The organism is Mycobacterium sp. UNC410CL29Cvi84, assembly GCF_000686745.1.
Taxonomy (GTDB): Bacteria; Actinomycetota; Actinomycetes; order Mycobacteriales; family Mycobacteriaceae; genus Mycobacterium; species Mycobacterium mucogenicum_B.
In genome coordinates this window covers 47,975-62,082 of record NZ_JMLM01000020.1, presented here as the reverse complement: position 1 = coordinate 62,082, position 14,108 = coordinate 47,975, and the positions used below count along the sequence as shown (strand labels likewise).

At 67.5% G+C, this 14,108-nt stretch carries 15 protein-coding genes; 10 read left to right on the top strand and 5 right to left on the bottom strand.

Annotated elements, in window-relative coordinates; all coding sequences use genetic code 11:
- The first annotated feature begins 14 nt into the window (after nucleotides 1–14).
- From BR47_RS0123875 to yhjD, 3 genes are all read left to right on the top strand, one after another.
- A complete protein-coding gene (locus BR47_RS0123875) occupies nucleotides 15–731 on the top strand; it encodes a GntR family transcriptional regulator (protein ID WP_020104163.1) in 717 nt (238 codons plus the stop codon).
- Between the two features lie 64 nt (nucleotides 732–795).
- Nucleotides 796–1,824 carry a tryptophan--tRNA ligase gene (gene trpS / locus BR47_RS0123870; RefSeq protein ID WP_020104162.1) on the top strand — a complete coding sequence of 343 codons (1,029 nt, stop codon included), beginning with the start codon at nucleotides 796–798 and terminating at the stop codon, nucleotides 1,822–1,824.
- Nucleotides 1,825–1,899: 75 nt separating this feature from the next.
- On the top strand, nucleotides 1,900–2,922 hold the full coding sequence (gene yhjD / locus BR47_RS0123865) for an inner membrane protein YhjD (protein ID WP_020104161.1): 1,023 nt from the start codon (nucleotides 1,900–1,902) through the stop codon (nucleotides 2,920–2,922).
- 4 nt (nucleotides 2,923–2,926) lie between these two features.
- On the opposite strand, the gene BR47_RS0123860 is transcribed toward yhjD, so the two are convergent.
- The gene (locus tag BR47_RS0123860) at nucleotides 2,927–4,165 is read right to left on the bottom strand and encodes an oxygenase MpaB family protein (protein ID WP_051128624.1); all 1,239 of its coding nucleotides are present in this window, start codon (nucleotides 4,163–4,165) and stop codon (nucleotides 2,927–2,929) included.
- Between the two features lie 141 nt (nucleotides 4,166–4,306).
- On the opposite strand from BR47_RS0123860, the gene BR47_RS0123855 reads away from it, so the two are divergent.
- Together BR47_RS0123855 and BR47_RS0123850 are read left to right on the top strand one after the other, a co-directional pair.
- A complete protein-coding gene (locus BR47_RS0123855) occupies nucleotides 4,307–4,747 on the top strand; it encodes a MarR family winged helix-turn-helix transcriptional regulator (protein ID WP_020104159.1) in 441 nt (146 codons plus the stop codon).
- Nucleotides 4,748–4,813: 66 nt separating this feature from the next.
- Nucleotides 4,814–5,908 (top strand): NmrA family NAD(P)-binding protein, encoded by a 1,095-nt coding sequence (locus BR47_RS0123850; RefSeq protein ID WP_020104158.1) that lies wholly within the window; start codon nucleotides 4,814–4,816, stop codon nucleotides 5,906–5,908.
- Between the two features lie 25 nt (nucleotides 5,909–5,933).
- On the opposite strand, the gene BR47_RS31280 is transcribed toward BR47_RS0123850, so the two are convergent.
- From BR47_RS31280 to BR47_RS0123835, 3 genes are read right to left on the bottom strand one after another with little or no spacing between them, the layout of a single operon-like run.
- Nucleotides 5,934–6,179 carry a hypothetical protein gene (locus BR47_RS31280; RefSeq protein ID WP_020104157.1) on the bottom strand — a complete coding sequence of 82 codons (246 nt, stop codon included), beginning with the start codon at nucleotides 6,177–6,179 and terminating at the stop codon, nucleotides 5,934–5,936.
- A 1-nt stretch (nucleotide 6,180) separates the two neighbouring features.
- Nucleotides 6,181–6,678 carry a DoxX family membrane protein gene (locus BR47_RS0123840; protein WP_020104156.1) on the bottom strand — a complete coding sequence of 166 codons (498 nt, stop codon included), beginning with the start codon at nucleotides 6,676–6,678 and terminating at the stop codon, nucleotides 6,181–6,183.
- Entirely contained in the window at nucleotides 6,678–7,136 is a 459-nt protein-coding gene (locus BR47_RS0123835) for a DM13 domain-containing protein (RefSeq protein ID WP_029121014.1), read from the bottom strand. The genes BR47_RS0123840 and BR47_RS0123835 overlap by 1 nt, the downstream gene beginning before the upstream one ends.
- A 153-nt stretch (nucleotides 7,137–7,289) precedes the next feature.
- Here BR47_RS0123835 and BR47_RS0123830 point away from each other — a divergent pair, with 153 nt between their 5' ends.
- Both BR47_RS0123830 and BR47_RS0123825 read left to right on the top strand, forming a co-directional pair.
- Complete coding sequence (locus BR47_RS0123830) at nucleotides 7,290–8,012, top strand: response regulator transcription factor (protein ID WP_029121013.1); 723 nt, start codon at nucleotides 7,290–7,292, stop codon at nucleotides 8,010–8,012.
- On the top strand, nucleotides 8,009–9,136 hold the full coding sequence (locus BR47_RS0123825; protein ID WP_029121012.1) for a sensor histidine kinase: 1,128 nt from the start codon (nucleotides 8,009–8,011) through the stop codon (nucleotides 9,134–9,136). The genes BR47_RS0123830 and BR47_RS0123825 overlap by 4 nt, the downstream gene beginning before the upstream one ends.
- A 3-nt stretch (nucleotides 9,137–9,139) precedes the next feature.
- Here BR47_RS0123825 and BR47_RS0123820 read toward each other — a convergent pair whose 3' ends face one another.
- Nucleotides 9,140–10,399, bottom strand: a complete 1,260-nt coding sequence (locus BR47_RS0123820) for a PucR family transcriptional regulator (RefSeq protein WP_029121011.1) — start codon at nucleotides 10,397–10,399, stop codon at nucleotides 9,140–9,142.
- Nucleotides 10,400–10,524: 125 nt separating this feature from the next.
- Here BR47_RS0123820 and BR47_RS0123815 point away from each other — a divergent pair, with 125 nt between their 5' ends.
- The 3 genes from BR47_RS0123815 to BR47_RS0123805 are packed head-to-tail and all read left to right on the top strand — an operon-like array spanning nucleotide 10,525 to nucleotide 14,088.
- The gene (locus BR47_RS0123815) at nucleotides 10,525–12,021 is read left to right on the top strand and encodes a flavin-containing monooxygenase (protein ID WP_029121010.1); all 1,497 of its coding nucleotides are present in this window, start codon (nucleotides 10,525–10,527) and stop codon (nucleotides 12,019–12,021) included.
- A gap of 11 nt (nucleotides 12,022–12,032) precedes the next feature.
- Complete coding sequence (locus tag BR47_RS0123810; RefSeq protein ID WP_020104150.1) at nucleotides 12,033–12,968, top strand: alpha/beta hydrolase; 936 nt, start codon at nucleotides 12,033–12,035, stop codon at nucleotides 12,966–12,968.
- A gap of 13 nt (nucleotides 12,969–12,981) precedes the next feature.
- Entirely contained in the window at nucleotides 12,982–14,088 is a 1,107-nt protein-coding gene (locus BR47_RS0123805) for an NDMA-dependent alcohol dehydrogenase (RefSeq protein ID WP_029121009.1), read from the top strand.
- Nucleotides 14,089–14,108: the final 20 nt, after the last annotated feature.

The following is a 14,108-nucleotide window of genomic DNA, read 5'->3' as shown; positions in this document are numbered from 1 at the left end:
GGTGAATCGATCTGATGTCTGAAGCAGCCGCCCCGACCGCCGCCGCGCCGCGGTACTTCCAGGTCAAGCTCGCCCTCGCGGATCTCATCGCCGGACTCGACCGGGGCATGTCGCTGCCACCGGAACGGCAACTGGCCGAACAGCTCGGTACCTCCCGCACCACGCTGCGCAAGGCGCTGGCCGAACTGGCCGGCGAGGGTGTGCTGCGCCGCACGCAGGGCAGCGGAAATTACGTCGCGCCGCCCAAGGTCGTCCACGTTCGGCAGCTGTCGTCACTCACTGACGACCTGAAAGCCGAAGGGATGCAGGCGTCTTCACAGATTCTGGGGCTGGAGCAGATGCGAGCGGACAAGACCGTCGCCGAACATCTCGAGATCGAACCGGGGGAGCGGATTCGGCTCCTCACCCGGTTGCGCCTCGTCGACGGTGAACCGCTGGCGCTCGAGGAGGCGCACCTGCCCGGCGCGCTGCCGCGGCTGGAGGCGAGGCTCGCGGAGAAAGGGTCGCTGTACGCGGCCCTGCGCGACTGCTACGGCCGCGGCGTGCACTCGGTGGAGGACACCGTCGAGACCGCCATGGCGACCCCGGACCAGGCCGAACTGCTGCAGATCGCGACCGGGCAACCCTTACTGCTGGTCCACCGGACCAGCCGCGACACGTCGGGACAGGTCGTCGAATGGACCCGCTCGGTGTACCGCGGCGACCGGTTCCGCTTCGTCGCGCGGGCGTGAACCGCCGGTCCCGAACCGGCCCCGGACAAAACCGGATGACAGCAGTGCGAAAATCGAAGCCATCATGAGCAACAGCGGTGCAGGCGCGGACAAGCGCGTCGTCTTTTCCGGGGCACAGCCCACCTCCGACTCGCTTCACCTGGGCAATGCCCTGGGCGCGGTGCAGAACTGGGCCCACCTGCAGGACGGCTACGACGCGTTCTTCTGCGTCGTCGACCTGCACGCCATCACCGTCCCGCAGGACCCCGAGACGCTGCGCCGCCGCACGCTGGTGACCGCCGCGCAGTACCTCGCCCTCGGTATCGATCCGGCCCGCAGCACGGTGTTCGTGCAGAGCCACGTCGCCGAGCACACCCAGTTGGCATGGTTGCTGGGCTGCTTCACCGGCTTCGGTCAGGCCTCGCGGATGACGCAGTTCAAGGACAAGTCGCAGAAGCAGGGCGCCGACGCCACCACGATCGGCCTGTTCACCTATCCGGTGCTCATGGCCGCCGACATCCTGCTGTACGACACCGACCTGGTGCCCGTCGGTGAGGATCAGCGGCAGCACCTGGAACTGGCCCGCGACCTCGCGCAGCGGTTCAACGCGCGGTTCCCCGACACCTTCGTGGTGCCCGAGGCCATGATCCCCAAGGCCACCGCCAAGATCTACGACCTGCAGGATCCGACCGCCAAGATGAGCAAGTCGGCCGCGACCGACGCCGGGCTGATCAACCTGCTCGACGATCCGGCCAAGAGCGCCAAGAAGATTCGCTCGGCGGTCACTGACAGCGAGCGCGAAATCCGGTTCGACACGGAGGCCAAGCCCGGCATCTCCAACCTGCTGACCATCCAGTCCGCGGTCACCGGAACCGCCATCGACGCGCTGGTGGCCGGCTACGAGGGGCGCGGTTACGGCGACCTGAAGAAGGAGACCTCCGAGGCCGTCGTCGAGTACGTCACCCCGATCAAGAACCGGGTCGACGAGCTGCTGGCTGACCCCGCTGAGCTGGAATCGGTGCTGGCCGCCGGTGCCGAGCGCGCCGAGCAGGTGGCGTCCAAGACGCTGCAGCGCGTCAACGACCGACTGGGCTTCCTGCCGCGTCTGCGCTGACATTGCGGACGCCGCGCCGGGACACCCGGGGCGGCGCACACTAGGCTTTTCGGCAGACAAGGGGGTTTGCCGAAAATGACCGACTCGGACCAGCCGGGCCTACTCGACCGACTGCGTCAGCGGCATCCGTGGCTGGATCGGATCATGCGGGCCCAGGACCGCTACCAGCAGTGCAACGGTGACTTCTATGCCGCCGGCATCACCTACTTCACGGTATTCGCGCTGTTCCCGCTGCTCATGGTCGGTTTTGCGGTGGGTGGCTTCGTGCTGGCGTCCCGGCCGGAGCTGCTGGCCGAGCTCGAGGTGCACATCCGGTCCGCGGTCGCGGGCGACTTCGGTAACCAGCTGGTCGGACTGATGGACTCGGCCGTGAAATCGCGCACCTCGGTCGGCGTGATCGGCCTGGCGACCGCGGCGTGGGCCGGCCTGGGCTGGATGGCGAATCTGCGCAAGGCCCTCACCGAGATGTGGGAGCAGCAGAGCGAACCAGATGGCTGGCTGGGTACCAAGCTGTCCGATCTGCTGGCGCTGGTCTCGGCGTTCCTGGCCATCGTCGTCACCATCGGCCTGACCGCCCTCGGCGACACCGGATTGATGACGACGGTCCTGCACTGGTTCGGCGTCGGGCACGTGCCGGGCCTCGGCGTGCTGCTGCGGGTGGCGTCGTTGACGGTGTCGTTCCTCGTGGCGTGGCTGATGTTCACCTGGATCATCGCCCGGCTGCCGCGCGAGAAGGTCAGCCTGCGCAGCTCGGCCCGTGCGGCCCTGATCGCCGCGGTGGGCTTCGAGCTGTTCAAGCAGGTCGCATCGATCTACCTGCGGACCGTCATGCACGGTCCGGCCGGTGCGACGTTCGGTCCCGTGCTGGGCCTGATGGTGTTCGCCTACGTCACCGCGCGGCTGATCCTGTTCTCCACGGCGTGGGCGGCCACGGCCGCGGACACCATGGCGCTGGCGCCGGTGGCGCCGCCCGGACCGGCGGCGATCGTCACCCGTTACCGCGAGCGCGAGGGCGTCGACGCGAACAGTGCGGCGATCGGTGCGGCCGTGGGTCTGCTTGGCGGACTGGGTCTTTCGCGGCTCACCCGCCGCCGCTAGGAACTCAGCGTCGCAACGGGTTGGTGGCGATGTACTGCTCGGGCTTGTGTTCTGAGGCCCAGCGTTGCCAGCGCTCCCAGGCCTGCACCGAGCGTCGTTGCCAGGCCGCGTCGACGGCTGGGCTGACCCGGCGGGCGGCCTCCAGCACGGTGACGAAGGGCGCGCGGGCCAGTAGCAGCGTCAACCCCAGCCATGGCGACGGCAACCGGTACTGCTTGCGATTCCAGGGCAGCATGAACAGTCGGGTGTAGCCGGACTGGATGTGCAGATGTAGTTTGGCGCGCCACCGCTGCAGCCCGGTCTGGTCCTCGCGGGGCGCGAAAGACGGGACGAACGACTCCACCAATTCGGTACCGGCCGCGCCGGAGTCATGCGACCTGGTGGCGTCGAACAGATACAGCATCCGAACCCCGTCGGCGACGGTTTTGGGGAACACCTCGGACTGCACCCCGACCAGATGGCCGAGGTAGCGGTTGAAATGCATGGCCGCGCGGATTTCCTGCGGCGACGTGAGGTAGCCCAGTGAGTACAGACCCAGTGCGGGGCCGACGCTGCCGCCGAGCAGGGTGAGCATCATCTCGGCCTGGCTGATCGGCAGCCCCCAGCGGGCGCTGTCCCATTCCGCGTTTTCCGCCACCCGCAGGCGGACGCTGACGTGCATCACCCGGACCTGCATCGAGATGCGTCGGCCCAGCGAGCCCGGAGTCAGGGCCGCACCGGGGCGGCATACCTCGATCCACCATCGGGTGGTCTCCAGGTAGCGGTTCAGCGCCGACGCGCCCGCGTATCCGCCCGAGAGCGAGAGCGGCACGGCCAGCGAGCCTTCGGTGTACGTGTCGAGGGTGCCCGCATTGCCGATGGCGCCCAGGGTGTAGCCCCAGCGGCGCCATACCGCGGCGCCCTGCTCGATCAGTTCCGGGTCCACCCAGTCGGGGATCACCTCGAATTCGGCGAACAGCTGCCGCATGGAATCCGGGGCCTCCGGCACCTGATCGATGCCGAGGTCGAGTGCCTTGTTCAGGAGCGCGCGGGACTGCTGCGGCCCGAGATCGCCGAGGAAGGTCTCGTCGACGAACCGCTCGGCAACCGGGTCGCCGGTGGTGAGCAGGCGTGCGTAACCATCGACGATCTCGTCGCGGGGGAACAGGTCGAAACGGGTGATTCGTTTGACCGCCTTGCGGATTCGGGCGTGCGGCCCGGCCTCGCGTGCCTCCGGCCACCGGAATGCTGACGGTGCAGGCACGGTCCTCCTGTCGATACCTGTCGGTGCGTCCAGTGAACGTAGCACCCGGTTGACGCCTGTCAAGTTTGCGGTGACCGTTTCGGTCGCCCGGTTCGGCGGCCGTTCGTTGCTCACCAATGGTGTATATGCAACAATGGCGACATGGTCCACTCTGTCGTCGATGAGGTCGCCAGTAATTGCCTGGCGGTTCGCGTCCGGCTGCTCGGCCGGGCGGTGACGAGCCTGTACGACCGTGCCCTCGAAGAGCATGGCGTCAGCATCGCCCAGATCAATCTCATGGCGTCGCTGGGGAAGATGGGCCCCTGCTCGCCGGCCCGGATCGGCGAGGTGCTGCAGCTGGAGCGGTCGACCGTCAGCCGCAACCTGGGTCTGTTGATGAAACACGGTTGGGTGGACGCGGTCTCCGCGAACGCCAAAGGGGTGCGTGAGGTCGCGCTGACCGCAGCGGGCCGGCAGAAGATCGAGACCGTGATGCCGGCGTGGCGACAGGCGCAACAGGAGGCCGCCGAACTCCTGGGGTCCGGCGGCGTCGAGGCGGTCCGGACGCTCGCGACCAACGTCGTGCGGTCGGTCGGCGAGTAAAAAATCGTTGGGGTCGGCTTCCGTCGATGCCCAAATGTTGTATATACACCAAATAGAGGAGCTGTCATGTCACATCCCACGTCGAAGATCTTCATGATCGGCGCGACCGGGGCCCAGGGCATCCCGGTCGTCCGCGACCTCGTCGCGGACGGGAAGTATGCCGTCCGGTTTCTCACTCGCGATGCCACGAGTGCACGCGCCAAATCGCTGCTCGAACTGCCGAACGTCTCAGCACTCGAAGGCACGTTCACCGACGAAGCGCTACTGCGAGAGGGCCTTCGCGGGTGCGACGGCGCGTTCGTCAACATCGACGGATTCAACACCGGTGAGAAGACCGAGATGTATTGGGCCATGCGCGCTTACGAGATCGCCCTCGAAGAGGGCATCAGATTCTTCGTGTACGGCAACCTCGACTACGGGCTGAAGAAGGCCGGCTACGACTCCAAGTACCGGGTCGGGCACTACGACGGCAAGGGGCGCATCGCCGAATGGATCCTGCTGCAAAATCAGGCGAATTCGGCTCGGATGGGCGCGGCGATCTTCACGACGGGTCCGTACATCGAGATGACGATCTCGCCCCTGACCCCCATGGCGCCCAGTGTGGAGGACGGCGTCGTCACCTGGCGCGTGCCACTCGGCGACGGCGCGGTGCCCCATGTCTCGCTCGAGGATTGCGGCTACTACGTCCGCTGGCTCTTCGACAACACCGACCGCTCCAATGGCATGGACCTCGAGGTCGCCGTGGACCACATCTCGTATCACGAGCTTGCGCGGGCGTTCGAAGCAGTTACCGGGCATCCCGCGCAATACGTCGACACCGACATTGACGGCTACTGGCGGCAGGGTTCGCTCCGCCACGCTGCCGCGAGCCCGACCGGATACAACGCCGACCCGAATGACCCGAGCACCATGACAATTCGCGACAACTTCACCGGCTTCTGGCACCTGTGGAAAGACGGCATCATCAAGCGCGACTACGCATTGCTGGACGAAATCCACCCGAATCGGATTCGGTCTGCCGAGCAGTGGTTCCGGCGCGAGGACGAGCTCGGCAGAGCGGCCGGGAAGGGCGGGCTATGGGAGCGCGTCCAGCCGGAGAACTGGACACGGGACTCGGCCGTTTTGAAGAGCCTCCAAGACCTGCGCAGCGGAAAGCTCTGATCCCGGTCAGGGCGCGCCGCGGTACTCAGCAGCCGTCAGGGCACACGATGTCGACGAGAGCCGACGGGGTGCCGCCCTCCAGCGTGCGCACGCCGCCGACCGTGCAGGCCGTCAGCGGTGCCGTGGGTGTCTGGTTGAGCTGCACCAGATATCCCGCGGCCCGCAGGTCGTTGATGGCCCCTTCGGCGGACGCCGCCGATGCCGCCGGCGCCTGAAACATCACGATGGCAGCCAGCGCCGCCATTCCCGATCCGACGAGTACTGCTTTCATGTCAGCCCTCTTCCTGGTGGGTCGATCGCCGGCGCACCAGCGTCATGATCGACCAGCGGTTCGAATATCCTTGTCCGACAAGAACGCCCACGCTCAGCAGCGCCATGATCGGATATTGGGCGATGAGTTGATCCGAGCTCCAGTAGACGGCGAGCAATCCCGCGGATACGACCGCGGACAGCGTGCTGAACACGCCGAGGATCAGAACCAGACCCAGCGTCACTTCGGTCAGCGGGGTCATGATGCCGGCCAGGTCGGCCGTCGGCCGCAGCAGGTGCTCGGCGACGAAGCGAAAGTATTCCGGCACACGCGAATTCGCCGACGCGCCGTCGACGACCAGCAGGATGTCCGCGCTGCCGAAATGCGCCCGCAGCTTCACGTAGCCCTCGTGCAGCCACAGCAGTCCCAGCCCGACCCGGACCGCGCCGAAGAGTATCGACGCGGCCAGGTCGGCGCGGTCGCGCGTGGTCAGTGCGCGGGTGGTCATCAGATCGGACATCACATGAGTGAGGCAGCGCCGAAGACTGCCTTCGCCTTGTCGCAGTGGATGACGACGGTGGTGTAGCCCATGGTGTCGATGCCGGACAGCGGGAACGACTGCGTTGCCTGGTCGAACTTGATGGCGGCGATCTCCTTGCCCGCCGCGACATCGGCCTCGGTGGACCCCTTCGTGAGGTACACGTGCAGGTCCGGGCCCTCGTCGGACGAGAATTCGGCGAACTCCAGATTCGTGCCGGTCACGGTCGCGGTGCCGGCCACGTGCTTGCCGTTCAGCCCGGTGAAGTGACCCGTGCGCGCGGCGGAGCTCGCTGGGGCCATCGCGGAGGTCATGGCGGAGGTCATGGCGGAACTGGAGGGGCTGGACGAACCGGCCGACTTCATCTCGTTCGCCCCGCAGGCGGTGAGCGTCAGTGCGAACACCGCAGCGGCTGTCGCTGCGATCGGCTTGATGACCATGTGGAACTCCTTCGAGCGTCGCGGGATGCCGATCACCCCGTCGCCGATGAAGTTAGGGAGCGCCCGGCGGGCATTCGACAGAGATTTCAGAACCGTAAGAAACGGACCGATACCCCGCCGGCTGTCTAGGCTCAGCATCATGAGAGGTGCGATATGGATGCGCCCGTGAGCTCCAACGACGGCGGCGGCGCGCACGTCGTGCTGGTCGAAGACGACCAGCGGGTGCGGACCGCGGTGGCGGCGTACCTGCGCGCCAAAGGTTTTCGGATCGACGAGTTCTCCGACGGGGAGACCGCGCGGGACGCCGTGCAGCGCTCGACGCCCGACGTGCTCGTGCTCGACCGCATGCTGCCCGGGCTGTCGGGCGACGACCTGCTGCGCGAGATTCGCACCCGCTCCGACGTTCCGGTGATCATGCTGACCGCCCTCGGGGCGAGTGGGCACCGGATCGACGGCCTCGAACTCGGCGCCGACGATTACCTGGCCAAGCCGTTCGCGCTGCGGGAGCTGCAATTGCGGATCTCGAAACTGTTGCGACACAGGGTCTCCCACCAGTCACCGCTTGCCCCGTTTGTCGTCGGCCGGTTCCGAATCGACCCGACGATGCGCCGGATCACCTGCGGCAGTGCCGATGTCGAGCTGACCGGACGCGAATACGAACTACTGCTCTTCCTCCTCAAGAACCCCGACCGCGTGGTTTCACGCGACGAGATGTTGCGCGAGGTGTGGGGCTGGAGTGCCGGCGACGCGTCGACCGTCACCGTGCACATCCGGCGGCTCCGCGAGAAGATCGAAGCCGACCCACGCGATCCCGTCTACCTGCGCACCGAGTGGGGCACGGGGTACCGGTTCACGCCGTCGGGACGGTCGTCATGATCCTCGGTGCGGCCGACCTCGTCATCATCGCGGTGACGGCCCTGATCTGCACGTCCGTGGCCACGGGTGCGGCCGTCCTCGTCATGCAGCTCAATCGGCGCGGATCCATCGGGACGCAGGTGTCGGTCCTGATCTGCGCGACGATCGTCGCCATCGTCGCCTCTACGGTGGCGATCTCGATCGAGATGTACCTGTCGTCGCACGACCTGCAGGTGCTGCTGGCGGTGCTCGCCATCTCGGCGCTCATGGCGGGCCTGGCCGCCGGGTTCATGCTGCGACGGCTGCGACGTTCGCTGGCCCGGCTGCAACGCGCGGCCCGGCAGATCGGCAGTGGCGAGGTCGTCACAGCGGACCTCGACAGTTCGCGGGAGTTCGCCGAACTGTCCAGTCAGCTCGCGCAGTCGTCCGCACAGCTGGCGGCGGCCCGCGCCGAGGTCGAGCAGCTCGACGCATCACGCCGTCAGCTGGTGGCCTGGGTTTCACACGATCTGCGGACACCGCTGGCCGGGATGCGGGCGATGGCCGAGGCCCTCGAGGAAGGCGTGGTCGACGAGCCGGCCGACTACATACGTCAGATCCGCGATCAGGTGGACGCGGTCAACGGCATGGTCGACGGGCTGTTCGAGCTGTCCAAGATCCAGAGCGGCATGCTCAAGCTCAGCAAGGAGCCGGTGGTGCTCCTGGACCTCGTCTCCGACGTCGTGTCCGACATGCAGGCCCTCGCGGCCACCCGCGGCATCACCATCACGCACGCGGAAATGACCGATCAGGTGCTGTACGCCGACCCCGGGGAGCTGTCCCGCGTGGTGGCGAACCTGCTGGTCAACAGCATCCGGCATGCGCCGGAGGATTCCGAGATCCAGGTCTCGGCCCACCACCTCGACGGCGACCGGATCGTGCTCACCGTGCTGGACCAGGGGCCCGGCGTGCAGTCGCACGATCTCGGGCGCATGTTCGACATGGGGTGGCGCGGTACTCAGGCCCGCACCCCGGAGGCCGACGGCTCGGGCGCCGGCATCGGTCTGGCCATCGTGCGGGGCATCGTCGAAGCGCACGGCGGCCAGGTGTCGGCTGCCCACGTGCCCGGCGGATTCCGGCTGGACGTGACGCTGCCGACGACGTGATGGCTAGGCGCCCTGCGGCGCCGACATGAGCACACGGGGACCGAGTTGGTGCGCCAGCTCCAGCGCGAGTTCCATCGCGAGCCGGCGTTCCCCCGGCTGGTAGCCGAGCAGCTCGGTGGCCCGGGCCACCCGCTGCAGGACGGTGTTGCGGTGGGTGTGCAGTCGCGTGGCGGCGCGGGGAGCGTTCTCGGCCTCGTCGAGGAACACCCGCAGCGTGTCGCGCAGGCGGGCCGCCGCCGGGGTGTCCTCCGCGAGCGGCCCCAGCGTCGCCGCGACGAATTCGGCTGCGCGGTCGGTGTTCTGGGCCGCCAGCGCGGTGACTTCGAGGTCGCGGAAGAGCGCAACCCGCGCGCCGCCGGGGTGCCCGGCAAGCAGACTCTGGATCGACAGTGCCGCCTGGTGCGAGCGGCGAAAGCCGGTGATGCCGGGCCGCGTCGGTCCCACCGCGACGCGAATGTGGTTCTGCGCCTGTTCTATTGCGTCGGACAGCGCGTCGACGGCGGGCTCGGCGCTGCTGCCCAGCCACGCCCACAACGTCGAGGGACCGACAGACAGCGTCAACGGCGGACGAGTGCCCGCGGCCCGCGCCAGGACCGCCGCGGCGGATTCGAGCGCACCCTGGACGTCACCGTGCGGCGGCGTCCACAGGACCAGTGCGGTGTGGCGCTGGCGGAGGTCGTAACCCAGGCGCTCACCGGCCCGCCCGGCGTCGATCGCGGCGCCGTCCAGGATGAGCCGGATCGTCTCGGCGCGGCGGGCGATCGCGCCGCCGAGTACCTCCTCGCGTTCGCGTTGCGCTGCGATGACAACGCACCCGAGCACGGTGTCGACGTACGCGAAGAGGCGTTGAGAGGACTCCTCCAGGAGTTCGAGCAGTAGCGGGCCGGAGGGGACGAGCCGGGTGGCGTGCTTCATATAGCGACTCCACGCCACGTTCTGTCCGCGCCGGTAGGACTGGAACAGCACATCGAGCTCCAACCCGCGGCGGGCAATCGTGCGGGCGACATCGAGGGCCTCGGGCGGGATGTCGATAGGGGCGGGCTTGGCTTCCCTACGGGCCAGCATCGACAGCACCCGCGCAGCGTTGGCCCGGTTGCTGGCGGAGGTGTCCGCCAGCACGGCCGCGTCCGAGCCGGCGGCGGGGGAGAGCTCGATCTCGGCAGCGTCCATCTCGGCGACCAGGTCGTCCAGCTCGGCCAGCATCAGTTCGGCGACATCGCCCATGAGGTTGATGACCTCAGGTGATGGTGTCTCGGCGGCCATCAACGAAGTATGCCCCGGCACATATCCCGGGTCGAGTACTGGGCCGTCGCACCTGTTATGCATCCGGCGACGTCCATAGCGTGAGTGCCATCACAAAAAGCTGTCCACCCGTCAGGAGCCACACCGTGTCCATCACCTCAACGCAGCGGTCGAAGACGCAGGACGTCGACGTACTGATCATCGGCGCCGGCATCTCCGGCATCGGCGCGGCGTATCACTTGAAGGCGAACCGCCCGGGGACGTCGTTCCTGGTCATCGAGGGGCGTGACGCCCTCGGCGGCACGTGGAGTCTGCACAAGTACCCCGGCATCCGCTCGGACTCCGACATGCCCACCTTCGGGTTCGGCTTCAAGCCGTGGACCCACCGCAAGTCGATCGCCGACGGCCACATCATCCTCGACTACCTGCAGCAGACCGTCGACGAGAACGGGATCGGCGAGCACATCCGGTTCGGCGAGCACGTGCAGAACGCGAACTTCGACTCCGACACCGGACGCTGGACCGTCACCACCACGCACGGCGAGGACACGACGACGTTCACCGGCCGCTTCCTGTTCCTCGGCACCGGCTACTACGACTACGAGAAGCCGTTCGTCCCGGACTTCCCGGGCAAGGCGGATTTCGCGGGCCCGGTCATCCACCCGCAGCTGTGGCCGGAGGATCTGGACTACGCCGAAAAGAAGGTCGTCGTCATCGGTAGCGGCGCGACGGCGGTCACGCTGATCCCGTCGATGGCCGACAAGGCCGCCCACATCACCATGCTGCAGCGGTCCCCGAGCTACGTGCTGTCGGTGCCGGCCGCGGACCCGATCACCAATGCGCTGAACACGGTGCTCGGCCACGAGCGCGCCTTCCCGATCGTGCGGCGCAAGAACATCGCGACGGCGCGCGGGCTGTTCAAGCTCTGCCAGAAGTACCCGAAGATCATGCGAAAGCTGTTGATCGCCAACGTCGCGCGGCAGCTGCCCAAGGGCTTCGATGTCGACACCCACTTCACCCCGCGCTACAACCCGTGGGAGCAGCGCCTGGCCATGGTGCCCGACGGCGACCTGTTCAAGGCGTTCCGGACCGGCAAGGCCTCGGTCGTGACCGATCAGATCGAGCGCTTCACCGAGCGCGGCATCCTGCTGCAGTCCGGGCAGGAGCTGGAGGCCGACATCATCGTCACCGCAACGGGTTTGAACATGTCGCTGTTCGGCAAGATACAGTTGAGCGTCGACGGCCAGGTGCTCAACATGCCCGATCACACGGTGTACAAGGCCATGATGGTGTCCGACGTACCCAACATGGCGTTCGCGATGGGCTACACCAACATCGCGTGGACGCTGAAGGTCGACCTGGTCTGCGAGCACTTCTGCCGGATGCTCGACCACATGGACGCCCATGGACACGACGTCGTCGTGCCGGTGGTCGAGAACCCCGACATGGCACGCGGCCCGCTGATGGACCTGTCGTCGGGCTACGTGCAGCGCGGCATCCAGCAGTTCCCCCGCAGCGGCGACAGCGGTTCATGGCTGGTCAAGCACGCCTACGAGATGGATGCCGAGCGGCTGCGGGGCGGGCCCGTCGAGGATCCCGGCCTGCGGTTCTCGTCCGTCAAGACCGTCGCGTACGCCTCGTAGGGAGATCGTTCATGAAGCAGCTCTACTTCTACAGCCACGGAGTGCGTTGTGCCGCTTGGCATCTGCCCGCTGCCACCGATGCGCTGGCCGGGGAGTCCGGCCGGCCGTGCGTGGTGATGGCCCACGGCTTCAGCGGTACCAAGGACACCGCGTTGCTCGGCTTCGCCGAGCCGTTCGCCGCCGCCGGTCTGGACGTGCTGGTGTTCGACTACCGCGGGTTCGGTGAGTCCGAAGGTGTTCCCCGGCAGGATGTTTCGGTTGGCCGCCAGCGGCAGGACTATCACGCCGCCATCGCCGCGGCGCGGCACCTGCCCGGGGTGGACCCGGACCGGATCGTGCTGTGGGGTACGTCGTACGCCGGTGGCCACGTCATCGCCGTGGCGGCCCGGGACCAGCGCATCGCGGCCGTCATCTCGATGAATCCGGCCGTCGACGGGAGGGCCACGCTGGCCCACCTGGTCCGCAACTGCGGTGCCGGATATCTGTTGCGCGCCAGCGTGAATGCGCTGCGGGACGTGCTGAGCGCGGCGCGCGGACGGCCCGCGCACATGGTGCCGGTGGTCGGGCAACCCGGATCGTCCGCGGTGATCGCCACCTCGGGTTCGGAGGAGGCCTGGCTGCCCGTCGCCGGGCCGACGTGGCGCAACGAGGTGCGTGGCCGGCACGCTCTCGGCGTCGCCTTCAACCGGCCGATCACGAAAGCCGGAAAGCTGTCGTGCCCGATCCTCGTCCAGCCCGGCACCGACGACCGCATCGCGCCGGCCGCAGCCGCCCGCAAGGCGGCCCGCCGCGCCGGGTACTGGGCGCAGCTGCGCGAGTACCCCGCAGACCACCTCGATTTCTACGACGGTCCCTGGCAGCAGCGGGTTCTGGCCGACCAGCTCGACTTCCTGCAGCGCGATCTGGCCCCGGCTCAAGGGCACCGCCACGTTACCCACTCAGCCTGAAAGGAACAGACCGATGAAGACCACCGCAGCCGTCCTGCTTGAGCCAGGTAAGCCCTTCGAGATCATGGAACTCGATCTCGACGGCCCCGGGCCGGGCGAAGTGCTGATCAACTACACCGCCGCCGGACTGTGTCACTCCGATTTGCACCTGTCCGATGGTGACCTCCCGCCGCGCTATCCCATCGTCGGTGGGCACGAGGGCGCCGGCATCATCGAGGACGTCGGCCCCGGCGTCACCAAGGTCAAGCCCGGAGACCACGTGGTGTGCAGCTTCATCCCGAGCTGCGGCCATTGCCGATACTGCTCGACCGGCCGGCAGGCCCTGTGCGACATGGGCGCGACGATTCTCGAAGGCTCCATGCCGGACGGCTCGTTCCGATTCCACAAGGGCGGCAAGGATTTCGGTGCCATGTGCATGCTGGGCACGTTCGCCAAGAAGGCCACCATCTCGCAGCACTCGGTGGTCAAGGTCGACGACTGGCTGCCGCTGGAGACCGCCGTGCTCGTCGGCTGCGGTGTGCCGACCGGCTGGGGCGGCGCCACCTATGCGGGCAACGTGCGGCCCGGCGACATCACCGTCGTGTACGGCATCGGCGGCATCGGCATCAACGCCGTCCAGGGCGCCGCGCATGCCGGCGCGAAGTACATCGTCGCCGTCGACCCGGTGCCGTTCAAACGCGATACGGCGCTGAAGTTCGGTGCGACGCATGTCTTTGCGAGCGCCGAGGCCGCCGCCGAGAAGATCACCGAACTGTCCTGGGGGCAGGGCGCCGATCAGGCCATCATCTGCGTCGGCACCGTGGACGAGGACGTCGTCACATCGGCTTTCAGCGCCATCGGCAAGGGCGGGACGGTCGTCGTCATCGGTATGGCCAACCCCGAGAAGCTGACGATCCACGTCTCGGGCCTCGAGTTGACCTTGTTCGAGAAGACCATTCGCGGCTCGTTGTTCGGCTCCGCCAACCCGCAGTACGACATCATCCGCCTGCTGCGGCTCTACAACGACGGCCAGCTGCAACTCGACGACCTGGTGACAACCCGATACACCCTCGAAGAGGTCAACCAGGGCTATCAAGATCTTCGTGAAGGCAAGAACATTCGCGGGATCATCGTGCACTGACGATTCCGGCCGGTAGGTTT